This window comes from Rhizobium viscosum (genome assembly GCF_014873945.1).
GTDB classification, from domain to species: domain Bacteria; phylum Pseudomonadota; class Alphaproteobacteria; order Rhizobiales; family Rhizobiaceae; genus Rhizobium; species Rhizobium viscosum.
On record NZ_JADBEC010000001.1, the window covers coordinates 1,252,235 to 1,278,873 of the forward strand.

The 26,639-nt window shown below is 59.8% G+C and carries 22 protein-coding genes; 13 read left to right on the forward strand and 9 right to left on the reverse strand.

The annotated features are described in order from the left end of the window. Window positions 1–31: 31 nt before the first annotated feature. Window positions 32–1,660 carry a globin-coupled sensor protein gene (locus H4W29_RS06310; protein WP_192728164.1) on the reverse strand — a complete coding sequence of 543 codons (1,629 nt, stop codon included), beginning with the start codon at window positions 1,658–1,660 and terminating at the stop codon, window positions 32–34. Window positions 1,661–2,307: 647 nt separating this feature from the next. Here H4W29_RS06310 and H4W29_RS06315 point away from each other — a divergent pair. Continuing rightward, window positions 2,308–3,732, forward strand: coding sequence for an ArnT family glycosyltransferase (locus tag H4W29_RS06315; RefSeq protein WP_192728165.1), 1,425 nt, complete (start codon window positions 2,308–2,310; stop codon window positions 3,730–3,732). 11 nt (window positions 3,733–3,743) lie between these two features. Here H4W29_RS06315 and H4W29_RS06320 read toward each other — a convergent pair whose 3' ends face one another. Beyond that, window positions 3,744–4,043, reverse strand: coding sequence for a helix-turn-helix domain-containing protein (locus H4W29_RS06320; RefSeq protein ID WP_192728166.1), 300 nt, complete (start codon window positions 4,041–4,043; stop codon window positions 3,744–3,746). 34 nt (window positions 4,044–4,077) lie between these two features. On the opposite strand from H4W29_RS06320, the gene ybaL reads away from it, so the two are divergent. From ybaL to H4W29_RS06340, 4 genes are all read left to right on the forward strand, one after another. Next, window positions 4,078–5,901: a YbaL family putative K(+) efflux transporter gene (ybaL, locus tag H4W29_RS06325; protein WP_192728167.1), complete on the forward strand. Its 1,824-nt coding sequence runs from the start codon at window positions 4,078–4,080 to the stop codon at window positions 5,899–5,901. 13 nt (window positions 5,902–5,914) lie between these two features. Continuing rightward, window positions 5,915–6,334: a hypothetical protein gene (locus tag H4W29_RS06330; protein ID WP_192728168.1), complete on the forward strand. Its 420-nt coding sequence runs from the start codon at window positions 5,915–5,917 to the stop codon at window positions 6,332–6,334. A gap of 94 nt (window positions 6,335–6,428) precedes the next feature. Then, window positions 6,429–8,978 (forward strand): protein translocase subunit SecD, encoded by a 2,550-nt coding sequence (gene secD, locus H4W29_RS06335; protein WP_192728169.1) that lies wholly within the window; start codon window positions 6,429–6,431, stop codon window positions 8,976–8,978. Window positions 8,979–9,074: 96 nt separating this feature from the next. Beyond that, window positions 9,075–9,791, forward strand: coding sequence for a sensor histidine kinase (locus tag H4W29_RS06340; RefSeq protein WP_192728170.1), 717 nt, complete (start codon window positions 9,075–9,077; stop codon window positions 9,789–9,791). 10 nt (window positions 9,792–9,801) lie between these two features. Here the strand turns inward: H4W29_RS06340 and H4W29_RS06345 are convergent, their stop codons facing one another. The 3 genes from H4W29_RS06345 to H4W29_RS06355 all read right to left on the reverse strand — a co-directional run bounded on the left by H4W29_RS06345 (window position 9,802) and on the right by H4W29_RS06355 (window position 11,800). Beyond that, window positions 9,802–10,239: a response regulator gene (locus H4W29_RS06345; protein ID WP_192728171.1), complete on the reverse strand. Its 438-nt coding sequence runs from the start codon at window positions 10,237–10,239 to the stop codon at window positions 9,802–9,804. Window positions 10,240–10,269: 30 nt separating this feature from the next. Next, the gene (locus tag H4W29_RS06350) at window positions 10,270–10,974 is read right to left on the reverse strand and encodes a response regulator transcription factor (protein WP_192728172.1); all 705 of its coding nucleotides are present in this window, start codon (window positions 10,972–10,974) and stop codon (window positions 10,270–10,272) included. Window positions 10,975–11,428: 454 nt separating this feature from the next. Next, window positions 11,429–11,800, reverse strand: coding sequence for a response regulator (locus tag H4W29_RS06355; RefSeq protein ID WP_192728173.1), 372 nt, complete (start codon window positions 11,798–11,800; stop codon window positions 11,429–11,431). 257 nt (window positions 11,801–12,057) lie between these two features. Between H4W29_RS06355 and H4W29_RS06360 the strand changes: the two genes are divergently transcribed. From H4W29_RS06360 to H4W29_RS06375, 4 genes are all read left to right on the forward strand, one after another. Then, window positions 12,058–14,145 (forward strand): sensor histidine kinase, encoded by a 2,088-nt coding sequence (locus H4W29_RS06360; protein WP_192730680.1) that lies wholly within the window; start codon window positions 12,058–12,060, stop codon window positions 14,143–14,145. Next, on the forward strand, window positions 14,132–14,557 hold the full coding sequence (locus tag H4W29_RS06365; protein ID WP_192728174.1) for a response regulator: 426 nt from the start codon (window positions 14,132–14,134) through the stop codon (window positions 14,555–14,557). The genes H4W29_RS06360 and H4W29_RS06365 overlap by 14 nt, the downstream gene beginning before the upstream one ends. Window positions 14,558–14,560: 3 nt before the next feature. Next, entirely contained in the window at window positions 14,561–16,156 is a 1,596-nt protein-coding gene (locus tag H4W29_RS06370; protein ID WP_192728175.1) for a response regulator, read from the forward strand. Window positions 16,157–16,241: 85 nt separating this feature from the next. Next, window positions 16,242–17,816 (forward strand): VOC family protein, encoded by a 1,575-nt coding sequence (locus H4W29_RS06375; RefSeq protein WP_192728176.1) that lies wholly within the window; start codon window positions 16,242–16,244, stop codon window positions 17,814–17,816. A gap of 1 nt (window position 17,817) precedes the next feature. Here H4W29_RS06375 and H4W29_RS06380 read toward each other — a convergent pair whose 3' ends face one another. The 4 genes from H4W29_RS06380 to H4W29_RS06395 form a co-directional block, all read right to left on the reverse strand. After that, window positions 17,818–19,515 (reverse strand): hypothetical protein, encoded by a 1,698-nt coding sequence (locus tag H4W29_RS06380; protein ID WP_192728177.1) that lies wholly within the window; start codon window positions 19,513–19,515, stop codon window positions 17,818–17,820. A gap of 65 nt (window positions 19,516–19,580) precedes the next feature. After that, a complete protein-coding gene (locus tag H4W29_RS06385; protein WP_192728178.1) occupies window positions 19,581–20,474 on the reverse strand; it encodes a DMT family transporter in 894 nt (297 codons plus the stop codon). 117 nt (window positions 20,475–20,591) lie between these two features. Beyond that, on the reverse strand, window positions 20,592–22,043 hold the full coding sequence (locus H4W29_RS06390; RefSeq protein WP_192728179.1) for an FAD/NAD(P)-binding protein: 1,452 nt from the start codon (window positions 22,041–22,043) through the stop codon (window positions 20,592–20,594). Between the two features lie 96 nt (window positions 22,044–22,139). Beyond that, window positions 22,140–22,568, reverse strand: a complete 429-nt coding sequence (locus H4W29_RS06395) for an OsmC family protein (protein ID WP_192728180.1) — start codon at window positions 22,566–22,568, stop codon at window positions 22,140–22,142. Between the two features lie 155 nt (window positions 22,569–22,723). Between H4W29_RS06395 and H4W29_RS06400 the strand changes: the two genes are divergently transcribed. From H4W29_RS06400 to ligD, 4 genes are read left to right on the forward strand one after another with little or no spacing between them, the layout of a single operon-like run. Continuing rightward, window positions 22,724–22,987 (forward strand): hypothetical protein, encoded by a 264-nt coding sequence (locus H4W29_RS06400; protein WP_192730681.1) that lies wholly within the window; start codon window positions 22,724–22,726, stop codon window positions 22,985–22,987. A gap of 32 nt (window positions 22,988–23,019) precedes the next feature. After that, window positions 23,020–23,253, forward strand: coding sequence for a DUF2188 domain-containing protein (locus H4W29_RS06405; protein WP_192728181.1), 234 nt, complete (start codon window positions 23,020–23,022; stop codon window positions 23,251–23,253). 12 nt (window positions 23,254–23,265) lie between these two features. Further along, window positions 23,266–24,108 carry a non-homologous end joining protein Ku gene (ku, locus tag H4W29_RS06410; RefSeq protein ID WP_192728182.1) on the forward strand — a complete coding sequence of 281 codons (843 nt, stop codon included), beginning with the start codon at window positions 23,266–23,268 and terminating at the stop codon, window positions 24,106–24,108. 2 nt (window positions 24,109–24,110) lie between these two features. Next, a complete protein-coding gene (ligD, locus tag H4W29_RS06415) occupies window positions 24,111–26,627 on the forward strand; it encodes a DNA ligase D (RefSeq protein WP_192728183.1) in 2,517 nt (838 codons plus the stop codon). The last annotated feature ends 12 nt before the right edge of the window (window positions 26,628–26,639 follow it).

The following is a 26,639-nucleotide window of genomic DNA, read 5'->3' on the forward strand; positions in this document are numbered from 1 at the left end:
CGAAAGCGAGCCGGCGTCATAATCCGATAGGTTAGTAAACATTCCGCCCACCTCCGGCGCTTGCGAGAGGCTGAAGCATGCTGAAATCGTCATTTTCGTAATCGTCTTCGACCACTCTCGGGCGAGCTGTGATCGCAACCGTCCGGGAGGCGGAAACACGCACCTGATGAGGCCGGGTTGCGTGGGCATTTTCCCGCGCGATGCGGAATTCGCGGATCGTCTGGCCGAGTTCCAGGATGACGGTGTGGAGATGATCGGCGCCCTCGGCCGAACGTTCCGCAAAGTCGGCATTGTCGGCGACTTCGCCGCCGAGACCCTTAACGTCCGCGGTCACGGCTTCCAGACCGGCTGCGTGCTCACCCGTCTCGCTCGCGATGCCGGCGATTGCGGCGTTGATGTCGGTTACCTGGCGGACGATGCTGGCAATCGAATCCTGTGTGCGGCCAACCATCTGCACGCCGGCATCCACCTGCGTCTTGGTGGTGGTCACCAGCGTCTTGATTTCACGGGCAGCTTCTGCGGAGCGCTGGGCGAGCGCCCGCACTTCCTGCGCCACGACAGCAAAGCCGCGACCAGATTCGCCGGCGCGGGCAGCTTCGATGCCGGCGTTCAAAGCGAGCAGGTTCGTCTGGAAGGCAATCTCGTCGATCGCACCGATAATCTGGCCGATCTTCTCCGCAGACTGTTCGATATCGGCCATGGCGCTGATGGCGCGGCCGACCACCTCGCCGCTTTCCTCGACGGCCGCACGCGTCGCGGCAGCGGCCTGTTCGGCGGCGCGGCTGCCGGCTGCACCTTCGCGGACCCGCTCGGCGATGCCGGCGAGAGCGGCGGCGGAAAGCTGCAGGCGTCCGGCCTGACCGGAGGCATTGCCGGCAAAGCTGCGGGATGCATCGGCGAGCGATTGCGTTGCCGCTTCCGCTTTTGCATTGCGTTCGGCAATCGCGGCAAATTCTGTCTGGAGGTTGTCGAGTGCGGCGTTCAGCGCGGCGGCAATGTCGGTGTGAGCGCCGTCGACCGGTGCGCGCTGGGTCAAGTCACGGACCGACAGGGCTTCGATGACATCGCTGAAGATGCGGGCGACTTCCGCCTCATCTTCGGCACGCTGATCGGCGAGTGCGCGCTGCTGCGCAGAGCGCAGCGCATTGAAGCGCAGCGAGACGGCGATTTCGACGTCGACCATGACGATGCGGATGATTGAGGTCATCAGGTCGGTGATCTCGCGTGCACGCCGCTTGGCCGACGGCAGTACCGGGCGGCCGGCCAGTTCATCGGCCAGACCGGAAATCACGTGTTCCAGCATGACGCCGTGACCTGCCACGTGCCAGCGGGGGTCGAGGCCGATCTTGCTTTCGGTATCGGAGAGAACCTTGACACGTTCTGCATAGAGGCTGTCGAAACGCGCATCCGTCAACACATCCCAGTGTGAAGACTGCAGGTCGTGAAGGCGCTCGATCTGACGCTCGCTTTCAAAATTGCGTGCGGCATCCGGGAAGGACTGGAAACGATGAAAGAGATCGCGCAGGCCGGCCTTCAGATGGGCTTCAAGGGCGGGCCGGTTGCGGCGGACCATCTCGCACTGGTCAGTGTCGAGACCGGCAAAGCGCAGGCGGTCACGCAGGCTGCCTGCCTGTGCTCCACGAGCCTGATCTGATGGCATATCCTGCCTCAACGCCTGTCCCCAACCACTTTCCGAGCGAACCCGGCCAAAAACTTTTGACACCTCTGAAGAACGCTATGCGCGGAGACCGTCTTCGCCATCGGTCACGACCGATGGACTGAAGCCTCCTGATCAGCAATTCTGTTTCGGAGCTGCCTGAAGAGATGGATACCGGATCGACCCGGTACGGCGGTACGGCGTCATGCCTGGTGGGAACGAGTGCATCTTCCCATTCCGACGTGTAACCCAATGTTTATGGTTAATTCCTTGCTTGAAGGTTAATAAGCCCTTCGCGCCTGTAGCTTTTGAAACAATTAGCCAGACTTCGCGTAGTAAATACTGGCGCGGAGTTGCATCGCTGCTACAAGGCACGCGCAAGCTCTATGTTATAGAGCCGATTTAAAGAGCCTGACATCACGTCAACAAGGAAAGAGAAATGATAGTTCTCGGAATGGGTTCCTGCCTGATCGCGATCGCGATCGCCGCGGCCATCACCCTCCTCGATGCGATCGCGGCACACCGCGACAGCCGCACCCTTCGCGTCTTCTAAGACGCCGCTCTTCCGACGCTTCTCACCTTTCTCGTTGGCAGCCCGATACCGTTGGTGTATCGACACGCGCTCCTGTGTCAGCGGAAGTAACCAATTAATGTCAGCTCGGACCGGCCTTCTCATCATTCTGGCGTTTACGATTTTCCGCATCGTCACGCTGCATTTCGATACGACGGACCTGTTCGTCGATGAGGCGCAATACTGGTTCTGGTCGCAAAATCTCGATTTCGGCTATTATTCCAAGCCGCCGATGATCGCCTGGGTGCTCAGGATCTTCACCGAGCTTGCCGGCTCCAGCGACATTTACTGGCTGCGGCTTCCCGGCCCCCTCTTCCACATGGCGACCGCGCTGGTGCTGATGAAAATGGCAAAGCGCTTCATCGGACCTGAGATCGAAGGCTGGGTCGGCGCGACCTATATCACGCTGCCGGCGGTTGCGCTCTCTTCGGTCTTCTTCTCCACCGATGTCATCCTGCTCTTCTTCATAGCCATTGCGCTCATTGCCTATTTCGAGTTGACGCAGCGTCGCTCCGTCGGACTTGCACTTCTCATGGGTGTCGGTGTCGGGCTGGCGTTTCTTACGAAATATGCCGTGCTCTTCCTTGTGCCTGGCGGAGCAATTGCAATGCTGCTCATTCCGGCGGCGCGGATTTCGGTGCGCGATTTCATCATCGCGGTCGTCACCTCCGCGGTCATCGCGTTCCCGAACCTGTGGTGGAACCTCCAGCACAACAATACGACGGTGCGCCACACGCAGGATATCGCCCATTGGAACGATCTCGGCGGCAATATTCGCGGGGGGCTGGAATTCTTCTCCGCGCAGTTCGGCGTCGTCGGCCCGATCGTCTTCTTCGCCATGCTCTGGGCCGTCTGGAACATGATCCGCGGCCGCAGCGAGCCGCGCGAGAAGATGCTCGTCTGGCTGTCGATCCCGGTCGTGCTGCTCATTACCCTGCAGGCGACCATTGCCAAGGCCTATGCCAATTGGGCAGTCACGGCCTATGTGGCGGGCATCGTGCTGGCTGTCTGGCTGCTTCACCGCCTGTGGCCGAAGGGTCTCCGAACCTCGTTCACTATCAATGGCGTTGCCTGCCTGCTCTTCCCTTTCGCAACGATCTTCTCGCATCAACTGGTGCTGCCCAACGGCAAGGAAGTCATGGAACGCTATCTCGGCCGAGCCCAAGTCAGCCGCGAAGCTGCCGATCTTGCCGCGCAGGCCGGTACCGGTATCGTCGTCACCGACAACAGGGACATGGTCGCCGATCTCTTCCACACGCTGAGAGCCGCACCTTTCAAGATCTATGCCCGTCCGCCGGCCGGCCTGCCGGACAGCTATTACGAACAGGAATTCGCCCTCCCGGCCGATACCAGCGGGCAGGTTCTGTTCCTGACCTCCAAGCCGCTGAACTGCGCGAACGAAACGCCGGAAATGCTGAAAAGCTGGCGGCCGGAAAAAGGCAACTACAGAGGCGATACGATCTATGTCTACAAGGTCGGTGCGGCCTGCCTGAAACAGCCCTAAAGCGGCTCAGTTCACGGGACCGGCAGGCAGATACCGGTTCCGCAGCCTTCTATTTCGATAAATTTTACGCCACCCTCCTCGAAGGCAAGGCGCAGCTGCGCCTCCGTCGCACGATGGATTTCGTGATGACGGCCTTCGTAATCGCGTATCGTGCTACGGGAAACGGCGGCCTTCTCGGCGAGGTCCGCTTGCGTCCAATCAAGCAGACCACGAGCCGCGCGGCACAAAGCGGGCGTCAGAATTGTTTCTTTTGCGCCTTGACCCATAATTCCAAACCACCCATATTGGTCAATATAGATCATATATGTCATGTTTTGAACAGGATTTCCAGACCGGGAGAGAGCGATGCCCCACGATACGCCTTTGATTTCGACAATCGTCGGCGGCCTCGTGCTGGCATTTATCCTGGGCGCGATCGCCAATCGCCTGCGGCTACCGCCTCTCGTAGGATATCTTGTCGCAGGCGTTCTAGCCGGCCCGCACACGCCGGGTTTCGTCGCAGATCAGAGCCTTGCTCCCGAGCTGGCCGAAATCGGCGTGATCCTGCTTATGTTCGGCGTCGGCCTGCATTTCTCGCTCAAGGACCTGCTTTCCGTGCGCGGCATCGCGGTGCCGGGAGCGGTCGTGCAGATCGGTTTTGCCACGCTGCTCGGCTGGGGTCTTGGCGCTTTCATGGGATGGCCGACGGGCGGCAGCCTCGTGTTCGGCCTGGCGCTTTCGGTCGCCTCGACGGTCGTGCTGCTGAAAGCCCTGCAGGAGCGGCGTCTCATTGAGACAGAGCGTGGGCGTATCGCCGTCGGCTGGCTGATCGTCGAAGACCTTGCCATGGTGCTGGCGCTGGTTCTCATCCCGGCAGCGGCCAGCATCACCGGCGATGGTCATGGCCCGGTCGAACCTCTCTCGGCGGGCCTCAACCGGCTTTTCGGCCTTGATCTCGGCGTCGGCGGCATCATCGCCATGACGCTGGTCAAGGTGGCGCTGTTCGTCGCCCTGATGCTAGTCTTCGGCCGCAAACTCATCCCCTGGACCATGCACCGCATCGCTCACACCGGTTCGCGCGAACTCTTCCGTCTCGGCGTGCTGGCAATCGCGCTTGGCGTCGCCTTTGGCGCATCCAAGCTTTTCGGCGTGTCGCTGGCGCTCGGTGCCTTCTTTGCCGGCATGGTTCTCGCCGAAAGCGAGCTCAGCCACCGTGCTGCGCAGGAAAGCCTGCCGCTGCGTGACGCCTTTGCCGTGCTCTTCTTCGTCTCCGTCGGTATGCTGTTCGATCCGAATATTCTGATCGAGCGGCCTCTGCCGGTTCTTGCGACGGTCTTCATCATCGTGATCGGCAAGTCGATCGCAGCCTTCCTGATCGTGCTGCTTTTCAGGAAGCCGGTCAGTACGGCGCTGACGATCTCGGCGAGCCTCGGGCAGATCGGCGAATTTTCCTTCATTCTCGCCGCCCTCGGCGTCGAGCTCGGCCTGCTGCCAGCGGAAGGGCGCGACCTTATCCTTGCCGGCGCGATCATCTCGATCATCATCAACCCGCTGCTCTTCTTCGTCTGCGACCGTATGCGGCCATTGCTGGAACGCCCCAAGCATGAAGAGCCGGCAGCCGAAGCTGCTGTTCCGGCCACTGATGCCCGACCCGCGCATGCAGAGGAACAGACTGACATGGACGAGGTTCATCCGACGGCTCTCAACGGCCATGCGATTCTCGTCGGTTATGGCCGCGTCGGCAGCATTGTCGGCCAGAATCTCAAGTCATCGGGCACGCCTTTCCTCGTTATCGAGGATTCCGACAAGCGCATTACCGAACTACGGAGCCAGGGTACCGAAGTGCTCTCAGGCAATGCTGTCGTCCGCGAAACGCTCGATCTCGCCAATCTCGCCGGCGCGCGCAGCCTCGTCATCGCCATCCCGAACGCCTTCGAAGCCTGCCGCATCGCCGAGCAGGGCCGCGCGGTCAATCCTTCGATCCTGATCGTCGCGCGTGCCCATTCCGATGCCGAAGTGGAGGAACTGCGGCAATACGGCGCCGATACCGTCATCATGGGCGAACGGGAAATTGCGCTTGGCATGGTTGACCGGCTCGCCCAAGTGCATCATGACAGTGCACCCTATGAAGACGGACCTTCGGCTGGTACAATCCTGCCGCCGGTGGAGCCTCCGCCGGAAAAAGAATGAGAGATTGGCGCCTTTGAGCCGATTTGGGAGTGAAATTGCCGAGACGGGAGAGACGGAGCTGGGTCAGCGCCGTCTGGTAAACCATATTGCCGCTTCCGTCGTCGTTGCGATTTTCGCCTATCTCGGCCTGCTCTTCGGCGGCAATATCGTCATCGGCCCTTCATCCGCGCCGAACAGCCTCTCGTCTTCAAGTCGAGATTCGCAGCAGACGCAGATCACTGCGCGCGACGCCATCCGCGGGCTTTTGATCAGCGATCGAAAGGTTGCACCGAAACAACAGCTCCATGCCGCCGGCCCGGCGTCTCTCAATGCCGCTCCGGCGCTGCAATTCGCCGACCGGCGCCAAGCCGCTCCGGCTCCTGAATTCGAGGCCCCGCTGCGCCCTGCCGCTGGCCGGGCTCACCAGCCCCGCGCGCCGCCGCAGGTTGCCTAAATCACGTCGCCTTCGGGTGCTTCTGATCCAATAGACATGTAGACATGCCGCAGCGCGGTTGCGCCGGCCCAAGCATTATCCAAGGACTTAAAACATGCGCAATTCACCATGGCTGGTGTTCACCTATACGGTGATCATCGTGCTCGGCCTGTTGATCGCCCTGCCGAACGCGCTGCCGCAGAGCGTGCTGCAGCGCATCCCTTCCTGGCTGCCGCACAGCCAGGTCTCCCTCGGCCTCGACCTTCGCGGCGGCTCGCATCTCGTGCTTGAGGTGGACGAAGCCGACCTCACGAAGGAGCGCCTGAATTCGCTGCTGCAGGACACACGCCGCGTGCTGCGCGAAAAGAACATCCAGCCGAAGTCGGTTGTCCGCAACAATAACAACATCGTTGTTTCGCTCGCCGACCCGTCGCAGAGCGATGCGGCCGTCACCCAGCTTCGCACGCTCGGCAATGTGATCTCCAGCGGCATCAGCGCCGGCCAGTCGGACCTTGCGGTCACGGCCGACGGCGGCAACATCACCATCGGCTTCTCGCCGGCCGGTATTGCAACCAATGTCGACAATGCGGTCACGCAGAGCCTTGAAGTCATCCGCCAGCGCGTCGACCAGGTCGGCGTTGCCGAGCCGACGATCCAGCGCATCGGCGCCAACCGCATTCTCGTCCAGCTTCCGGGCGCGCAGGATCCGTCCCGCCTCCGTGAACTTCTCGGCTCCACCGCCAAGATGTCCTTCCACATGCTCGCCCCGAACGGCCAGGCCGGCCCGGGCGTCACGATCATGAAGGACGACGAGGGTAACTCCTATCCTGTTCTCGACCGCGTCGAAATTTCCGGCGACCGCCTCTCGGATGCCCGCGTCAGCTTCGACCAGAACCAGCAGCCGGTCGTCACCTTCCGCTTCGACAGCGCCGGTGCAACCCGCTTTGCCGATATTACACGTCAGAACGTCGGCAACCCCTTCGCGATCGTCCTCGACGATAAGGTGCTGAGCGCGCCCGTCATCCGCGAGCCGATCACTGGTGGTTCGGGCCAGATCTCCGGCAACTTCACCACCGACAGCGCCAACACGCTGGCGGCCATGCTGCGTGCCGGCGCCCTGCCCGCCAAGCTGACCGTGATCGAAGAACGCACCGTCGGCGCCGACCTCGGCGCGGATGCGATCCGCATGGGCCTCTATGCTGGCGTGGTCGGCTTCGTGCTCGTCGCCGCCTTCATCTTCGTGCTCTACGGTACCTGGGGCATTCTCGCCAATATCGCGCTTCTCATCCACACGATCCTGACCTTCTCGGCGCTGACACTTGTCGGCGCGACCCTGACGCTGCCCGGCATCGCCGGCGTCGTGCTCGGCATCGGCCTTGCGGTCGACGCGAACGTCCTGATCAACGAGCGCATCCGTGAAGAAACGCGTAAGGGCAAGAGTGCCTTTGCGGCGATCGATACCGGCTTCCGCCGCGCCTACTCGACCATTATCGACGGTAACATGACGGCGCTGATCGCTGCCGCCATCCTATTCTGGTTCGGCTCCGGCCCGGTTCGCGGCTTTGCCGTGACCATGGCGCTCGGCCTGATCATCTCGATGTTCACCTCGGTCGCCTTCGTGCGCGTCACGATGATCGAGATCACCCGTCGCCGGAAGATGAAGGTCCTGAATATCAAGCCGCTGATCCCCTTCAGCCCCTACGACAAGCATATCCAATTCATGAAGGCGCGCTTCTTCGGCGTAACCGTCTCCGCGCTGCTGTCGGTCGCTTCGATCGCCCTCTTCATCTATCCGGGCCTCAACTACGGCGTTGACTTCCGTGGCGGTATCCAGATGTCGGTGAAGACGCAGGACGCTGCCGATCTCGGCCGCTTCCGTGAAGGTCTGAACGGCCTTGGCATCGGCGAAGTTGCGCTGCAGTCCTTCGGCGACAACAAGACCATGCTGGTGCGCGCACAGCGCCAGGAGGGTGGTGAAGAGGCGCAGACCGCAGCCGTCACCAAGCTCAAGGCCGAGATCGTCAAGATCGACCCGTCGGCGACCGTGACCGGTACCGACGTCATCGGTCCGAAGGTTTCCGGCGAGCTTGCCTGGGCCGGTATCCTGTCGGTCGTCATCGCCAGCCTCGCGATGCTGTTCTACATCTGGTACCGCTTCGAATGGCCGTTCGCGGTCGGCGCTATCGTCACCCTCATACTCGACGTGACCAAAGCGATCGGCTTCTTCGCGCTGACGGGGCTCGACTTCAACCTGACGGCCATCGCGGCGATCCTGACGCTGGTCGGTTATTCGGTGAACGACAAGGTCGTCGTCTACGACCGCATGCGTGAAAACATGCGTCTCTACAAGTCAATGCCGCTGCGCGAAATCATCGACAAGTCAATCAACGAGACGCTGGCTCGAAGCCTCTACACCAATGCGACGGCCTTTCTCTCGCTGTTGCCGATGGCGATCTGGGGCGGCAGCGCGGTCGAGAGCTTCGCTATTCCGATGGCATTCGGCATTCTCGTTGCCGCAGCATCCTCGATCTTCATCGCGGCACCGATCCTGCTCTTCCTCGGCGACTGGCGCCGCCGCCACGCCAAGGCAGCCGCAGCTTCGAACGATGCAGCCGTGGAAATCATTCCGCCGGATGCAGGTCAGCCGCGCAAGACCGCAGGCTGAACCGTCGATATTTAAGGTGGGCTTGGAGAGGGCGCCGGTTGCACAGCCGGCGCCCTCTTTCTATGTTAAATTCAAAGAGATCGGGAGCACAGCCACATGTCTTCCAACCCGACGGCGAAAAAGCCGGAAACCGGTTCCACCGAGGATCAGGAGGAGCGTATCAAACGCTTCCTCGCGACCGCCTCGCACGACCTGCAATCGCCGCTCCGCCATATCGCCATGTATGCGGAAATGCTGCTCGACGATCTGGAGCCGACGCTCGACAGTGAACAGCTGCAGAGCCTCAGGATGATTATGGACAAGGCCCAGACGGCGCAGCGGCTGACCAAGGCATTGATGAGCCTTGCGGGAACGACGCCGCAGATCACCATCGGCGAGGTGCGCCTCACCGATGTCGCGCAAGAGGCCTGGAAGCAGTCGCTGGAGGAATTTCCAGTGAGCGGCGCAACACTTGATGCGGACAATCTGCCTCTCATCCGCAGCGATGCCGCACTTCTGACCATTGTTCTGAGGCACCTCTTCTCAAATGCGCTGACATATCATGGCGCTGCAGCGCCGCATGTCACCCTGACAGCCACACGGGAAGGTGCGGATTGGCGCATCATCATTGCCGACAATGGCTGCGGCATCGAACCTGCCTACCGGGAGAAGATCTTCGATGCCTTCTGGAAGCTGCCGAAAGCCGGCAGCGTGCCAGGGCCGGGGCTTGGCTTGACGACCACGCGGGACCTGCTCGGCGCGTTCGGCGGCGACATCAGGCTCGACCATTCCGATGAGAGCGGCAGCCGCTTTGCGATCCGCCTGCCGGCTTAGAGCGTCCTAGTCAGATGCTGTAGTCATCCTTCCAGAAATCCGGAACATCATAGGTTACGTATTCTCGAATGATGTGCTGTAGCGTCTGGACGTCGATCTCATCTTTGCCGATGCGGAAATCGACACCGTAATCCGGGAATTCCTGGAAATAGTTACCTGATATATCGGTCGAGACGACACCGATCGGGCCGGTATAGCCGATGCCCCTGAGTTCAGGCACGGTCTCGCGAAAATCCGCATTCGGCAACAGGCGGTTGTCGAGAAGGATGAGATCGAAGCGAGCGGCCTTTATCTTGTCCAGCGCATCGCCGATCGATTGAGAATATTCGATATCGACACGTGGTTCGGAGAGATCGGCGATCTTCTTTTTGAGCGAACGGAATTCGATAAACTCGTCATCGACGAACAATACCTTTACCGCATTCCTGCGCGTTGCTTCCGCACTCATCGTTTCAGCTTTCCCCGACATGAAACCAGCTCACGAAACCAGACCGTTTCGCAACGCAATCGCCACCATATGAACGCGGTTGACGGCATCAAGCTTCCTGACTGCGGCCGTGATATGGGAATTGACTGTGTGTTCCGAAAGGCCAAGGATAATGGCAATCTCCGCAGAGGTCTTGCCTTCGCTCGTCCATTTGACGATTTCGGTTTCGCGCTGCGTGAGCCGACCGGATATTTCCTGCGTCAGGATTTCCTCATAGAGCTTGTCGAAGATGCGCATCGCATCGAGCAGAATATCGGCCACCTCGCCCTGGTCCGGCTCCTGACGCTGGCCGCTGAGCACTAGGCAGTAGCGACGTCCTTCCGGCGTAAACAGTGGAATGAAAAGGAATGTGTTGCCGCTGAATTCATTGAAGACGAGGTCTGACGGGTAGCCTTCTAACGCTGCACTTTTTCCATGCACTGGCGTCGTCAAAAACTGCGCCGTCCGTGCCTTGGCAGTTCCGAGCGCTTCCTTGAGAGTCTTGACAAAGAGGCTCATGCGTCGTTCGGCGACATTGGTAATGACGACATCACGTTCGCTGAAAGGAGTTGCAGCCTCCGAGATGCGCGCCAGGGTAAAATTGTCGAAATCGTAATGCTGTGCGGCCGCCTTCAGGAGGCGAAAAAAATCCGTGCGATTGATAGCCCGGCTAAGTTCCGGACCGGCATGAAAGGGAACTGCGGCAGCACTGGTCATTCCCACCCTTCCTCCTCCCCAATTCTCATTCCGACGATCCCGAAATCTTGGGATATACGTCTAAAACGCGAACAGCTACAAAAATTGCGAGATGGTTGATGACCGATAACGAAATGGGGACTTTCGATATCGCAGGCGGAAACATCTCAACTACAGGTGATGCGTAGGACAGTTTACTCGAATAGTAGCTCTTACCTAGGTATCCCAATCTCTCCGTATTCAACATCCATGGATGCGGAAGACAGTGCCAGAAGTAAGCGCGGGAGAGCCGGTCGGGCCATTCAGCTAAGGGGTTGGCTGACGTTCGTGGCGGCGAACAAGGATCGGGCGGCTCTCTCAGTGCTTTTTGGTTTTCTTTTCTCCGGTTGCAGTTTGAAATGCACTGCCAGGCTTGTCAATTGTGCTTTCCTACAGGCATTTTAAACTTTTGCGCGCATAAATTATGTGCATGCAATCAAAGATTTCTGCCGATCCTGGCAAAGTCCAACGGCTTCTCCAGGTAGAAATCGGCGCCGGCGGCAAGCGCGCGTTCTCGGTCCTCCACCGCATCCGAACCGCTGCAGACGCCGAGCTGCATGGCGGAAAAGCGATCATCCTGTCGCAGTCGCGCGATCAGACCGCTGCCGCTGTCGAGGGGCATGTAGAGATCGGCGATCAGTATATCCGGAACGCCTTCGCCTCGTTCCAGACGCTCCTCAAGCGCCTCGATTGCAGCTTGTGCGGTGGAAAAGCAGAATAGATCAACATCTACCTGTTGTTTCTTTCGGATATATTCGAGATAGAAGAGGTCATCTCCGCTATCGTCGACGTAAAACAAGATCGACATCTGGCACCGCAATCCGGATATTGTTTCTGATGTTCTGCACTGTCCTTCACTGAGACATTAACGCCACTTCACTAAGATTCGATATCGACCTTTGGGGATTTACTATCGAAAAAGCATGTTTTGCCAAACAATCTGCCTATTGAGTATTCGGCGATTTCGGAAAAGATGGCTCGCCAACAAGACATGGCGGAGAGGTGATGCAGGTGCGGGATACTGCTACATCAGGACGAGACGGGGCGGAGGGCGGTCGCTACCGCATGGTCGCGCTTGTCATCGGCTACCTGCTGGTCCTGCTCGGCCTAACGGCGCTGACCGGGTGGCTGCTGGAGGTCGAAATCATCATCTCGATCGTGCCCGGCTTTCCGTCCATGGCATTCAATACCGCCATCTGCTTCGTGCTGTCGGGTATCGGGCTTGCCACGTCGATGGAGACAGGCAAACCTAACCGCATCGTGCCCGTCATTGCTTGCGGCCTTGCTGCCCTGCTTTCCGCGGTGCGCCTGACAGAGATCATCACGCTCGGCCGAACGATACATAATGTCGATGTGTTCCTGACGCAGTTTTTCATCTCTCCAAGTTTTGTCGAACAGATCGGCGGCGGCATGGGGCCGAACACGGCGCTGATCTTCCTGATATCAAATCTTTCCATTCTCTTTACGCTCTATGGGAAGGAGCTGCACGGCCAGCTCGTGCAGGAACTCACCAGCTATATCGCGATCACGCTCGGCATGATCGCGCTTGCCGGATACGTCACCAATGCAGAACAGGGATATCGCTGGGGTCCCTATGCCGCGATGGCCCTGCCTACGGCTATCGGTCTGGTGGCTTTCGGTTGCGGGCTTCTTGCCAGATCCTGGTGGATGTTGCCAACCAACAGAGCACAGATCCCTCTCTGGATACCGGCATCGATCTGTTTTACCGGCGTTATCGTCGATCTCTATACGCCGCTTGGCGTGGCAAACGGTATTCTCTATGTCCCGCTCGTGCTGACGGCGCTCTGGTTCGGCAATCGCAACGCACCGATCTTCTTCGCTTTTGTCTGCACCGTCCTGATCCTGCTCGGCTTCTTCGCCGTCAACCACGCTGAGAACGAATACTGGCGGGAAGCCACCAATCGCTCAATCACGGCGGCGACGCTCTGGCTGATTGCCATTCTCGTCTTCTATTTCATGCGCAACAGCCAGCACCTGGAAACCGAACGAATCCGATTCAGCGCGCTGGTGCGCAATACGCCTGACGCCGTAATCGCCATCGACGAAGTGGGGCGAATCTTGAGCTTCAATCCGGCTGCCGAGAGCATGTTCGGCTATACATCGCAGGAAGCGATCGGCAACAACATCAAGATGCTGATGCCGGAACCCTATCATTCCGAACATGACGCCTATCTCGGCAATTACCGGCGGACCGGCGAGGAACGCATCATCGGCACGACGCGTATGGTTTCCGGCCGACGCAGGAACGGCGTGGTCTTCCCGATCGACCTCTCGGTCAGCGCCGTCGTCGCCGGCTCGGGCAAGACCTTCGTCGGCATCGTGCGCGATATCAGCGAGCGCATGCGGCAAGAAGAGCGGATGAAGACGACGCTTACCCAGCTTGAGGAATACACAGCGGATCTCGAACGCTCCAACCATGATCTCGATGAGTTCGCCTATATCGCCTCGCATGATCTCAAAGAACCGCTGCGCGGCCTGCACAATCATTCGCGTTTTCTGCTCGAAGATTACGAGGAGAAGCTCGATGAAGACGGCGTACGCCGGCTCAATCGGCTCGTCCGGCTCAGTCAGCGCATGGAAAAGCTTGTCAACGATCTTCTTTATTTCTCACGCATCGGTCGCCAGCAGCTCGCGGTCAAAAGGACCGATATCGGTTCGATCGTCCGCGACGTCGTCGCTACCATGGAGCTTTTTCTGGAGGAGCGGCATGCGAAGGTCGTCATCGACGGCGTGCTGCCGGAGGTCGTCTGCGATGCGCCGCGCCTGACCGAGGTATTCCGCAACCTCGTCACCAATGCCATCAAATACAACGATAAGCCCGTGCCGCTCGTCAGCGTCGGCTATCTGGAACGCTATGTCGGCAAGGACGGAACGACGGCCCGCAACGTCTTCTACGTGAAAGACAACGGCAAGGGCATACCCCAAGAATTCTACGAGGATATTTTCCGCATTTTCAAACGGCTCGAAAAATCGCAGGATTCGGAGGACGGCACCGGCGCAGGGCTCACCTTCGTGCGCAAGATCATCGGGCGTCACAATGGTGAGATATGGCTGGAGTCGGACGTCGGCATCGGCACGACGTTTTATTTTACCCTGGGAAGGAAACGCGAGGGCCAGAATGCTGCTGCGTGACATGCAACCGATCCTCATCGTCGAGGATAGCGAGGACGATTTCGAAGCAACGATGCGCGCCTTCAAGCGCACCAATCTGCGCAACCCCATCCGTTGGGCCGCCTCCGGTCAGGAAGCGCTCGACGTGCTCGCCACGATGGCGCCGAAGCCCGGCCTCATCCTGCTCGACCTCAACATGCCGGGCCTCGACGGGCGCAAGACCCTGGAAGCGATCAAATCCAATGCGCATTGGCGCAAGATCCCGGTCGTGATCCTCACGACGTCGGACGACGAGCGCGACATCGAGGGCTGTTACGCGCTCGGCGCCAACACCTATGTACAGAAGCCTGTCGATCTCGACGGACTGTTCGCCGCCATCCAGCGGCTCAAGGAATACTGGTTCGAAATCGCAATCCTGCCTTTAGAGGGGTGACGTTTGGCGGAAGAATGCAGCGTTCTCATCATCGACGACAACATAGACGACCGGGAATTTTATCGCCGCATGCTGGCGCGCGTCTCCGGCACGAACTATACGGTCATCGAGGCCGAGAGCGGTGAAGAGGGCATTGCCCTCAACCACCAGAGGCGCCCGCAGTGCATATTGCTCGATTTTTCGCTTCCCGGCCGTGACGGGCTTGGCGTGCTCTCGGAAATCCTCGCCCAGGATGCTGCCGCCAATGTGGTGATGCTGACTGGCCAGGGCAACGAGACTGTTGCCGTCGAGGTCATGAAGGGCGGCGCGCGTGACTACCTCACCAAGGACGCGCTATCGCCCGAGACCCTGCATCGCTGCATCCAGAACGCGCTGATGCATGGCGCGCTGGAGGCAAAGCTCGAGCAGAAGCGGCAGTCGCTCGAAATCTTCACCCGAGCCATGGCGCATGATCTCAAAGAGCCGCTGCGCACAATCAAGTCCTTCAGCCGCATCCTGCACGGCTCGGCCGAATTGCCGGCCGAAGACCGCGAGCTTCTCGATTATATCCTGAGCGCCGCCGACCACATGGAAGATCTGATCGTCAAGGTCTCGGGCTTCACGAGGCTGGAGGTTTCGAGCGAGCTCGAGCTGAAGCCGGTCCCGCTGTCGGCCGTGCTCGATCAGGTGGAGCACAATCTGCACCAGCAGATCGAAAGCCGGCAGGCGATCATCATCCGCGGGCAGCTGCCGGAGGTGATGGGTGACGCGACGCTGCTGATCCAGCTTTTACAGAACCTCGTCTCCAATGCGATCCGCTATTGTGAGAATACCGTTCCGGAGGTGCGCGTTTCGGCCATAGCAGACAGGGGGATATGCCGCCTGACGGTCGCTGACAACGGGCCGGGCATCGACCCTGATCATCGGGAGCTTATCTTCCAGCCCTTCAAGCGTCTCGTCGGCCGCGGCATCGAAGGCACGGGGCTCGGGCTTGCCATATGCCGTCGCATCGCGCAGCTGCATGGCGGCTCGATCTGGTGCGAGGCGAAGACCGGAAGGGGTGCGACCTTCCTGCTCGAAGTACCGCTCGCAAAGATATCAGGCGATCAGCCGGTCATCCGCGGGCAGCCGCAGACGGCAAAAGCATCCGACCATATGACCGAGAGCCGCGGCAGGCTCGCCGAAGTGCTGCTGGTGGAAGACAGCCCGGCGGATATCCAGCTTCTGAAGATCAAGTTGATGCGGCGCGAGAAGGTGAATTTCAACCTGCATGTGGCGACCAACGGCCGCGAGGCGATGCGGCTTCTGGAACAGCGCGCCGGCGTTCCGGACGAACCCCAGATCGACCTGATGCTGCTCGATATCAACATGCCGATCATGGATGGTTTTGAGGTGCTGAACGCACTCTCAGCCGATCAGCGGCTGAACCGGATTCCGGTCTGCGTGCTCAGCACGTCAAGCGACGAAAGCGACATGCAACGGGCAAAAGACCTCGGCGCGCTCGCCTATATGGTCAAGCCGCCGACGTTGCAACAACTCGAAGAAGCATTGGAGGAGGTCGACACGCTGGAGCTCCTGCCGCGCGGTGATGCACTTGTACTTTTTGCGGAACAAAATTAGGGAAAAGGCCATTGGCAACGGCATGACGCTAGCAACGACCCTCATACTCTCGCTCCTGGCCTCTTTTCAATTCGGGCTTTCATCCATGGCTTCAGGCATACACCATATCACGCTGATCACTCGCAAGGTGCAGGCGAATGTGGATTTCTATGCCGGATTCCTCGGGATGCGGCTCGTCAAGCAGACGGCCGGCTTCGAGGACGCCACACAGCTTCATCTCTTCTATGGCGACGCCGAAGGCACTCCGGGCTCGCTCGTCACCTTCCTCGTCTGGGAGGATGGAGCGCCCGGCCGTGCTGGATACGGTCAGGTCAGCGAAATGTCGCTGGCGATCGATCCCTCCAGCATCGGTTACTGGCTGACGCGTGCCATGCGCTTCGGCTTCCGCTCGGAAGGCCCCGCGGACGAGTTCGGCGAGCCGGCGCTGCGGTTGAAGGACCCCGACAATGTCATCGTCAAGCTTGCCGGCGCCAAGGATCTGAAATCGCCGGCCGTGTGGGACGGCAGCGATGTGCCGGTCGAGCATGCCGTGCAGCGCGTGCGGGGCGCGACCATGTTGACCGAAAAGCCAGCAGAGAGCCGCCATTTCATCGAAAGCCATTTCGGGTACAGGTTCCAGGCAAATCGTGGCACGATCGACCGCCTCGTCTCGCAGTCGGGCGATATCATCGACGTCCGCGATGCGCGTGGCTTCTGGTCCGGCGCGCCGGGAACCGGCACGATCGACCATGTGGCTTTCCGCGCAGATGACGACGAAGCCGTGCTTGCCGTCCACAAGACACTCGAAAAGGAAAATGCATCGGCGACCAATCTGCACGATCGCAAATACTTCCGCTCGCTCTATGCCCGTGAGCCCGGCGGTACGCTGATAGAGCTTGCCACCAACCAGCCGGGCATGATGGTGGATGAGCCGAAAGCTACACTCGGGACCAAGCTCTTCATTCCGCCGAAGGATTCGATCACCAATCTCAGCGACCTGAAAGTCGTGCTGCCGCAATTTTCCATGCCCGGCCAGCCGCGTATCAATTATCGCGACCTGCCTTTCATCCATCGTTTCTATACCCCGCCCGATCCAGACGGCAGCGTCTTCGTGCTACTACATGGCTCCGGCGGCAACGAGACGACACTGATGCCGCTGCTGAACAAGGTTGCTCCGCGCGCCACCCTTCTCGGTGTGCGTGGGCGGGCGACCGAGGAAGGCTTCCCGCGCTGGTACAAGCGCATCACGCCCTTCTCCTTTGACCAGGACGACATCAAGAACGAAGCCGAAGCCTTTGCCGCCTTCATCGAAGGTGCGGTCAAATCCTATGGCCTCGATCCGAAGAAGGTTGTCTATGTCGGCTATTCCAATGGCGCGAACCTTTTGAATTCGCTGCTCTACCTGCATCCGAATCTCGTGCACAAGGCTGTGCTGCTGCGTTCGATGCCGGTCCTCAGCGCTTATCCGCATGCCGATCTGAAAGGCACGGATCTGCTCGTCATCAGCGGCAAGATGGATGCCTATGGCAAATATGCGGGCGAGCTGGAAGAGCGGCTGAAGACGTCGGGCGCAACCGTCGATTCCGACGTCATCCCCGGCGGTCACGATCTCGGCGATGCCGACGTGCCGATCATTCAGAAATGGCTGCTGCAGGAAAACAAACTGCAGGGAACCCAGTAAATTACCAGTGGAAACTGTCCGGGCATGATGCCGGCACGGCGTCCGGCGCCGGTGGCGCATTGCGATCGATCCCGTAAAGCCTCGCAAATCCTGCGTCTCTCAGAAGACGGGTACCTGTCGGCATGACGTCGCCGACATTCTGATCGACGGTATCGGCGTTGACGACCAGGATGAAATCGAACTTGCTGCGCCAGTCGACAAGATAAGGCGTGAAGCTGGCGGCCTCCGCCATCAGACCTGGACAGGACAGCACGCCGGTTGAAAAGAGATTTCCCTCCGGTACGGAGCGATTTGACCAGGATGGAAGGACGGCAAGAGGCTGCTTGCCCCGCGCGCTGAAGAGCGTCGGGACGAAAGCATGCACCAGTGGAACGGCCAATGTCGGCAGATGCCGGAACGTATCCTCGGTAAGTGCGAAATGCCGCTGATCGAGTTTTATCTCGGCAAAGGCCGGATCGTGCTGCAGCGGCAGGATCGCAGCGCCCGAGGGAATATCTTCAAGTACCTTCTCGACGCTCGCAACATCGGCCTGTCCCCGCCACCAGTTAAAACCGATCCAGGCCGTCCGGCCAAAGACGACGACATTCAAGGCGAGGAACAGGATGGTAGCCTGACGCCGGCCGATCTTTTGGAAAGGGCAGATCATCACCATCCCGACAAGGGCGGCCATGATGGGAAAGCGCCAGCTTATCCAGCCGGTGCCAAAAGCATGACGTGGTGAAAGAATGGATAGGACAAGAAGACCTGCCGCGGTGATCACAAGCCCTGCATGAACGCGCATGTCTTTTGCGGCAATCGCCCTGCTGCAAACGAGCAGAATCGGTACAAGCAAAATGACATCGACGATCGCTACGTAGGTCCAGACGGCCGACAGCAGATTGAAAATCAGCAGCACCGGGCCGTCGTTCCAAGCCGCCAGGATGCCGCCCGCATGACTGCCCGGGAGGTCGGCAGCGGTCAGTGCCAGCACAAGCGGCGGCAACAGGCAGGCAGGCATTGCGGCCGCAAGCCTGCCGACGAGACGCAACAGTGCCGTGCGGGATGTGAGAACATCAAAGCGCCAGGAAAATTCTAGTCCGCAGACGATTGCGAGAAAGAAGCCAACGGAGAATATATGGACGACGGTGAGCAGCAGTGAAACCGCCATCCGCCACAGGAAGAGCCTGACCGCAGAACCGGACTGCAGGCGGTGGTCCAGGGTTGCAAACAGCAATGCAAGGCCGAGGCCGATCTGGAAATTGATGAAACCGCCGATCAGCGTGGCGCACCAGGCGAAATACAGCATGCCGATCTGCCAATAGTAGCTGCCACCGAACAGGCGGCGATGCAGCACGATGGCGCCAAGCGGCGGCAGGACAATCGCCAGGAACAGCAGGATGCGGGCGAGCAGAGAGACGCCGATGACGGGACCGATGAAGCGGGCCAGCAGGTCGATGCCGACATTGGTGAAAGTGCGGTTCCACTCGATCGCATAGATTTCGGGGAAAGGTGTCTCCTTTATGCCGCCGGCAAGCAGCCACATGCGGGCATAGTGGTTCGCATAATCGAGCAGTGGCGGAAATTTGAAGAGGGCGACAAGGATGGCGACAAGGGTCATGAAGACGAGTAGAGGGGCCGTCGACGCCTGCCGCACAGCGACTTCCTGCGGCTTTTCCGTCTTGTGAACTTCAGCTGAAAATACCTGATCAAGGTTCGCCATGACCGATCCTGTCCGAACTCCCGGACAGGTCTAGCAGCCAATGGTCAAGCTTCCTTTAAGCGGAATTATCCTCGCCTTGCGATCATGATGCCGGCAAGAACGATCAGGCCGCCCAAGGCCTGCATTGCCGTGATCGATTCGTTGAGCAGAGCCCAGGCGAGGATGGCCGCAACGACCGGCTGGAGAAGCAGGGTCAGCGAGGAGAAGGCTGCCGGCAGATAGGCAAGCGCATAAGCGATCGCCACCTGCCCGCCCGCATGGCTGACGAAGGCAAGGCCGAAGACCACTGACCAGCCGTAAAAGCTTACCGGCAGCATGTGGCCTTCGAAGAAGAACGCAAGCGGGAAGACGCCGACTGCGGCAGAGGCTGTGCTCCACAGCATGATGCGGATCGTATTGAAACGGCTGCGCAACGCGCCGATCGCCAGGATATAGCAGGCGTAGAAGACGGCTGCGATCATGGCGACGCCATCGCCGCGCAGGTCGCCATTTCCAAAGGCAGCAGGTCCGCCCTTTAGCACGACCACGCCGGCCAATGCCAGGACGAGGCCGAGCAGGAAGACCCGGGTGACCCTGGCGCCGAAGAACAGAAAGCCGATGGCGGTCACGAAAACCGGCGCAAGGTTTGCGAGCAGTGTCGCATTGGCAACCGAGGTCATGGTGATCGACAGATGCCAGGCCGACAGATCAAGCGCCAACACGGCGCCCGGCAGGATGAGCATACCATAATCGGCAAGGCTCCTTGGCTTGGGGCCAGTATCCTTCTGCAAAAGCGAGAAGATGAAGATCGGGATCAGCGCCAGCGCCACACGCCAAAAAGCCGTTGCCATCGGCCCAACCTCGGAAAGTCGCACGAAGATCGGCGATCCGCCGATCGCCGCGCCGCCGACAATAAGGGCGACTAGCGGGAGGCGGCTGGAGGATGGAGTTTCGGAAACGGAGGAAGCGGCCTGCGACATGATCTCGATGCTCTCTGCGCGGCTGATCTCGCAAGCCACGACTGAAGCAGCGATTATCAGGAGTCGCGCCTCGATGACAGTCAGAGAACGACAGATCGATCAGAAATAAGTCGCCAATTATCTCGAGGCCGCGGCCTGCAGCTTGTCTGTAATCTCGCGGGCAACGAAGACCGTATGTTCGGTGATCTGCGGCAATCCCATCAATTCACCGAAGGTTCCACGTGCAAGCGGACCGGAAATGAGCAACGAGGGAATTGCCATACCATCCACTCCGAGCGCTTCGGAACGTTCGGAGCAAGCAAGTCCGAGACCGGTCGGATCAAGGACAAGATAGCCTTCGCGCTCGAGTTCCGCGAGCCAAGGCTGCGTCTGCAAAATGCCACCATGTGCGGGACCGGTCGTGACGATGACGGCATCGAATGTCCGCTCCAATCTTTCGCGGGCATGCCGCGGCTGCAGGGTGACGCGGATCGTTTCACCCTCGACCTTGGCATCGGCGACGGATGCCGCAAGCACTTCCAGCCGGCCGGTTTCGATTGCTGAATCGAGCACCGCCTCCACCTGCGGGGCGATGCGGAAACGGTGAACATCCCAGTAGGACCTGAGATGCCGGACGATGCGACGCCGTTCGGCGACCGGCAAAGCGCGCCAGAGATCGTGCCCCTGGGAGCGCACCTGATCGATGACGGCATGCCAGCTCAAGCCCTGCCCGGCTGCCTGGCGAATGGTCAGCCGGATCTTACGCAACAGCGCGACTGCCGAGGATGCGGGATCAGTGATGAAATCGCCGAAGGGTTCCTGCGGAGCGGCAGCATGGCCGCGAGAGCGCAGGCCGCGGCGAGAAATCGCCACAACAGGACCTTCATGGCCGTTGCGCGCAAGCGAGGCGATCACGTCTGCCGCCGTCAGCCCGTTGCCGATGACGAGGACTCTGTCCTGCGGCCGCACGACCTCAAGGGAGCCTGGTTTCGTGGTATCGGCAACGAAACGAGGGTGGCTTGAAAGAATAGCGGCAAGCCTGCCCGGTGCGACCGGCGGCGGATGACTGGTGGCGATGGCAACGATATCGGCTTCCGTCAGCCCGCCCTTATCGTCGAGGATCACCCAGCCATCGCGCTCGCGACGGATGGCAGTCACTGTGGCGCGGCGATGAGTGATTGCGCCCGACTTGAGGAAGGGCTTCAGAAGCGAGCCGACATAATCGCCGAACACGCGTCGGCGCGGGAAAAGCTGACCGTTCTCGCGCGCAGCTTCGGGATCGTCGCGCACGGCATGGTTCGCCTCGATCCAGCGCTGGAACTCTTCCACATCATCCGGCTGCAGGCTCATCTTGGCGGCCGGCACATTGATGCGGTGCGCCGGATCGGCGGTGTCGTAGGCAAGGCCGCGGCCCAGCATGGGGCGCGGCTCGAAGACCACGATATCCGGCGCATCGTTGCCGGTAAGCTTCAGCAAATGATAGGCGACACCGGTCCCGGAAAGGCCGCCACCGACAATGGCAACGAGCCGCCGCCGGGATTTCTGTTCGGTCGAAGGTTCTGTCTGGAACTGCATCTCAGCCGGCGTCATTTCAATCGATGCCGGAGCATAAGTGGAGCACGAAGGCCATGCAATGCTCCGATCCCATTGTCTATAATTTTCATGCAGAAATCTGCGGCGACCTGATCAGCCGGAGATCGTGGCTGCGAATTCCGGAGTGCCCCTGATAGTGTTGCTGACGGTGCAGATCTCGTCTTCGGCCATATGTGCGATCTTGTGGCGCGTTTCCTCATCGATATCGCCCTTGATGGAGAAGGCGATGTTGAACTTGGCAACGCGCGACAGCCCTTCCGTCGCCTTCTCGCCGGTCACATCAGCGGTGATCTCGGTGATCTTATCGAGGATGCCGAGTTGGCTTGCCGCCATGCGGGCACTCAGCACGAGACAGGCCGAAAGCGAGGAATAGAGCAGGTCGAGCGGGTTGAAGCCCGGCTGTGATGGGCTGGTGACGATATCAATTTCACCGCCGGTGACCGATGTGACATGCGGGAAACCCGTACGACCAAGAACGGCTTTTGCACCTGTGGGACGGGGGCGAGCCTTGAGATCGGCCATTTTGAAATCCTCTGTCAAATATAGGTTTCAGATAGTGTTTCCGGCTCAAAGTCGCAATGCGGTGATTTGATTTTCGCTGGGCGCTGCCGAACGGAACCTTTCTACCTCTCAGCAGTTTTTCCCGGAGCAACCTCATGAAGAGGCACGATTTCCCCATGCCCGGTGTCCGCCACATCGACCGCAAGCACAAAAGTATGGATGCTCGCGACCGGCTGATTGTCGCGCTCTACGCCCAGCTCAGGGCCGAGCGGGAGACACGCGAGACGCTGGAATGGGCAATCCGCAACGGTGCGGTATCCAAGGAAGTGCTGGAAGCGATCGCCGCCGATCCGGTTCCTGTCGTCACCAGCGAGGATATCGCATCGCTTGAAAAGATCATCGCGCTTGACGAGCGGCGCAGCCGCTCGCCCCGGCAATGAATGACCAGAACGGCTGACAAGGAGGAAAGCGCATGGCCAACATCACCTATCAGATCGTTCCGCATGACAATGGCTGGGCCTACAAGCTCGGCGACACATTGTCTGAGCCCTACGCCACGGCAGAACAGGCGATGGATCGCGCAAGAAACGCAGCCGCGCGCCAGAAAATCGGCAATGGCGATGCTCTGCTCGCCTATCCCGCGCCGGATGGAAGCGGCTGGAAATTCCAGCCGATCGAAACCGACAAAAGCAACAGCAGGCTCTAGACGGAGGAAGCGATGGCGGGACGCGCAAGCTGGAAGGGCCATCTGAAGGTCGGCAACCTTGTTTGCGCCGTCGGCCTTTATACGGCCGTTTCCTCTTCCGACCGCGTCTCTTTCAACATCGTCAACCGCAGGACCGGCCATCGCGTCGAGCGGCAGTTCGTCGACAGCGAAACCGGCAAGCCGGTGGAGCGCGATGATCAGGTCAAGGGCTATCGGATGGAGAGCGGCGACTACATCCTCATTGAAGGTGATGAGATCTCGCAGATCATGCCCGAAAGCGACAAGGTGCTGGACGTGAAGGGATTCATTCCCTTCGACGGGATCGACAAGCTCTATTTCGACCGCCCCTACTATCTGGCACCAGTCGACGAGCATGATGCGGAAGCCCTCGCATTGATTGCCAGAGGCATGCTTGACAGCGAGGTGGCAGCCCTTGCCGAAGCCGTGCTCTTCCGCCGCAACCGCACATTGCTCGTCCGCGCGCATGACGACCACATCATCGCGACCATGCTGAATTTCGACTATGAAGTGCGCTCGGCAAGCTCCGTCTTCAAGGACATTCCCGATATCAAGTTCGACAAGGAGATGCTGGAGCTCGCCGGCCATATCATCGGCACCAAAGAGGGCCGTTTCGACCCGAGTGAATATCACGACCGCTACGAGGCTGCGCTCGTCGAGCTGGTGAAAGCCAAGATCGAAGGGCGCGCGCCGCCGAAACACAAGCGCGAGCCGGAGCGCAAGGTAGTCGATCTCATGGAGGCGCTGCGCCAAAGTGCGAAAATGGGCGGCAAGGCGCCGGCGAAGAAGCCTGCCGCACGCAAGACCTCTGATAGAACAAGCAGAAAAGCGAGCTGATCATGGCGCTCGAAACCTATCAGGCCAAACGCGATTTCAACATCACATCGGAGCCGCGCGGCCGGAAAGGCCGGACGACAGGCAACAGTTTCGTCATCCAGAAGCATGACGCCACCCGCCTGCACTATGATTTCCGCCTTGAGATGGATGGCGTGCTGAAAAGCTGGGCCGTCACCAAGGGACCGAGCCTCAACCCCGAAGATAAGCGCCTGGCCGTTCATGTCGAAGATCATCCCCTCTCTTATGGCGATTTCGAAGGCATCATTCCAAAGGGCCAGTATGGCGGCGGCACGGTCATCGTCTGGGATCGCGGCAGCTGGACGCCAACAGGTGATCCGCACAAGGCCTATCGCAAAGGGCATATGGAATTCGAACTCGATGGCGAGAAGCTGAAGGGGCGCTGGCATCTGGTGCGCATGCATGGAAAACCCGGCGAGAAGCGCGAGAACTGGCTGCTCATCAAGGGCGACGACGAGGAAGCCCGCCGTGAGGATGAAGCCGATATCCTCGAAGAGCGCCCCGAATCCGCCAAAACCGGTCGGCGACTCGAAGAGGTGGCGAAGAATCCCAACGCCACCTGGCACTCCAGACCGGAGGGTGGCAAGGCTGTTGCCACAAAGGTCAAGGCGCCGGCCAGAAAGGCAAAGTCCCCGCAAGAGCGGGATTGGCCGAAGGGCGCGAAAAAAGCCGATATACCCGACTTCATCGAGCTCGCGCTCGCCAAGCTGAAGCCGAAGCCACCGGCCGGTGAGCGCTGGATCCATGAGATCAAGTTCGACGGCTACCGGCTGCAGGTGAAGATCAAGAACGGGCGCGTGACGATGCTGACGCGCGGCGGCCTCGACTGGACGGAGAAATTCGGCAAGGACCTTGTCGATGCCTTTGCATCCTTGCCGATTGAAACGGCCGTCATCGATGGTGAGCTCGTCGTCGAGCGCGATACCGGCGCATCTGACTTCTCCGCCCTGCAGCATGACCTCAGCGAAGGTCGTTGCGACCGCTTCGTCTTCTATGCTTTCGACCTGCTCTATCTCGACGGCTACAGCCTGCTCAATGCAAGTCTCCTCGAACGCAAACATCTGCTGGAGACGGTAGTCCCGAAAGATGCCGGCAAGCTGCGTTACAGCACGCATTTCAACGAGAATGGCGGGCTGGTGCTGAATCACGCCTGCCGGCTCAGCCTCGAAGGCGTCGTCTCCAAGCAGCGCGACAGCAAATATATTTCCGGCCGCAACGGTGAATGGATCAAGTCGAAATGCTCGCATCGGCAGGAATTCGTCATCGGCGGCTACGTGCCCTCGAGCGCGATGAAGAATGCCATCGGCTCGCTCGCCATGGGTTATTACGAGGATGGCGCGCTGAAGCATGTCGGCCGCGTCGGCACTGGTTACACGGTCGCGACGGCGCAGATGCTTTACGAGCGGCTCTCGGCGATGGAGATGAAGCAGAATTCCTTCGACGACAAGCTGACCGCCGAGGAGCGGCGCGGCCTGCATTACGTCAAGCCGCAACTCGTTGCCGAAGTGGAGTTCCGCGCATGGTCGGCGGATGGTAATCTGCGCCACGCGGCCTTCCGCGGATTGCGAGAGGACAAGCCGGCAAAGGACGTTGTGCGCGAGATGGAACAGACGACCGCGAAAAACCTGCCGAAATCGGCAGTGCAGCTCACTCATCCCGACCGCATCTACTGGCCGGACGAGGGCGTCACCAAGGAAGGCCTCGCCAATTATTATGCGCAGGTATGGCGCCTGATGGCGCCCTATGTCGTCAACCGGCCGCTAGCGCTGCTGCGCCTGCCCGATGGGATTTCCGGCCATCAGCGCTTTTTCCAAAAACATGCCTGGAAAGGCATGAACGACCATATCGACGAAATTACCGACCCCAAGGACAAGGGTGGCGAGAAGCTGCTGCGCATTACCGATTTCGACGGTCTCGTGGCGCTGGTGCAATCGGCCGTGCTGGAAATCCATCCCTGGGGCACGACGACGAATAATTGGGAAAAACCCGACATGGTCACCATGGACCTCGATCCCGGCGAGGATGTGCCATGGGAAAATGTGATAGCGGCGGCTTACGAATTGAAGGAGCGCATCGAAGGTGAAGGCCTTGCAGCCTTTGTCAAGACATCCGGCGGCAAAGGCTTGCATGTGGTGACGCCGCTTGAACCGAAGGCCGGTTGGGAGGACGTGAAGGGTTTTGCCAAATGGCTGGCAGACAGCATGTCGCAAGATGATCCCGAGCGCTATCTTGCAACCGCAACCAAAGCGAAGCGCAGCGGCAAGATCTTCATCGACTATCTCCGGAACGGCCGCGGCAATACCGCTGTTGCCGCCTATTCCGCGCGCGCTCGCCCGGGCGCAGCCGTTTCCATGCCGCTGGAATGGAGTGAACTGACCACCGAAATCGGCCCTGCCTATTTCACCGTCGATAATACGCCAGCGCGGCTCGATGCGCTTAGCAAAGATCCCTGGGATGGGTTCTTTGCGGCTGCCAAGCCGCTGCAAAAGCGGAAGCGATAGAGCTCTGGTTAT

Excerpts from the sequence above, each read along its gene's own strand:
- H4W29_RS06310 (WP_192728164.1), bottom strand. The coding sequence starts at position 1,660 with ATGCCATCAGATCAGGCTCGTGGAGCACAGGCAGGCAGCCTGCGTGAC.
- H4W29_RS06315 (WP_192728165.1), top strand. The coding sequence starts at position 2,308 with ATGTCAGCTCGGACCGGCCTTCTCATCATTCTGGCGTTTACGATTTTC.
- H4W29_RS06320 (WP_192728166.1), bottom strand. The coding sequence starts at position 4,043 with ATGACATATATGATCTATATTGACCAATATGGGTGGTTTGGAATTATG.
- ybaL (WP_192728167.1), top strand. The coding sequence starts at position 4,078 with ATGCCCCACGATACGCCTTTGATTTCGACAATCGTCGGCGGCCTCGTG.
- secD (WP_192728169.1), top strand. The coding sequence starts at position 6,429 with ATGCGCAATTCACCATGGCTGGTGTTCACCTATACGGTGATCATCGTG.
- H4W29_RS06340 (WP_192728170.1), top strand. The coding sequence starts at position 9,075 with ATGTCTTCCAACCCGACGGCGAAAAAGCCGGAAACCGGTTCCACCGAG.
- H4W29_RS06345 (WP_192728171.1), bottom strand. The coding sequence starts at position 10,239 with ATGAGTGCGGAAGCAACGCGCAGGAATGCGGTAAAGGTATTGTTCGTC.
- H4W29_RS06350 (WP_192728172.1), bottom strand. The coding sequence starts at position 10,974 with ATGACCAGTGCTGCCGCAGTTCCCTTTCATGCCGGTCCGGAACTTAGC.
- H4W29_RS06355 (WP_192728173.1), bottom strand. The coding sequence starts at position 11,800 with ATGTCGATCTTGTTTTACGTCGACGATAGCGGAGATGACCTCTTCTAT.
- H4W29_RS06360 (WP_192730680.1), top strand. The coding sequence starts at position 12,058 with ATGGTCGCGCTTGTCATCGGCTACCTGCTGGTCCTGCTCGGCCTAACG.
- H4W29_RS06365 (WP_192728174.1), top strand. The coding sequence starts at position 14,132 with ATGCTGCTGCGTGACATGCAACCGATCCTCATCGTCGAGGATAGCGAG.
- H4W29_RS06375 (WP_192728176.1), top strand. The coding sequence starts at position 16,242 with ATGGCTTCAGGCATACACCATATCACGCTGATCACTCGCAAGGTGCAG.
- H4W29_RS06380 (WP_192728177.1), bottom strand. The coding sequence starts at position 19,515 with ATGGCGAACCTTGATCAGGTATTTTCAGCTGAAGTTCACAAGACGGAA.
- H4W29_RS06385 (WP_192728178.1), bottom strand. The coding sequence starts at position 20,474 with ATGTCGCAGGCCGCTTCCTCCGTTTCCGAAACTCCATCCTCCAGCCGC.
- H4W29_RS06390 (WP_192728179.1), bottom strand. The coding sequence starts at position 22,043 with ATGACGCCGGCTGAGATGCAGTTCCAGACAGAACCTTCGACCGAACAG.
- H4W29_RS06395 (WP_192728180.1), bottom strand. The coding sequence starts at position 22,568 with ATGGCCGATCTCAAGGCTCGCCCCCGTCCCACAGGTGCAAAAGCCGTT.
- H4W29_RS06400 (WP_192730681.1), top strand. The coding sequence starts at position 22,724 with ATGCCCGGTGTCCGCCACATCGACCGCAAGCACAAAAGTATGGATGCT.
- H4W29_RS06405 (WP_192728181.1), top strand. The coding sequence starts at position 23,020 with ATGGCCAACATCACCTATCAGATCGTTCCGCATGACAATGGCTGGGCC.
- ku (WP_192728182.1), top strand. The coding sequence starts at position 23,266 with ATGGCGGGACGCGCAAGCTGGAAGGGCCATCTGAAGGTCGGCAACCTT.
- ligD (WP_192728183.1), top strand. The coding sequence starts at position 24,111 with ATGGCGCTCGAAACCTATCAGGCCAAACGCGATTTCAACATCACATCG.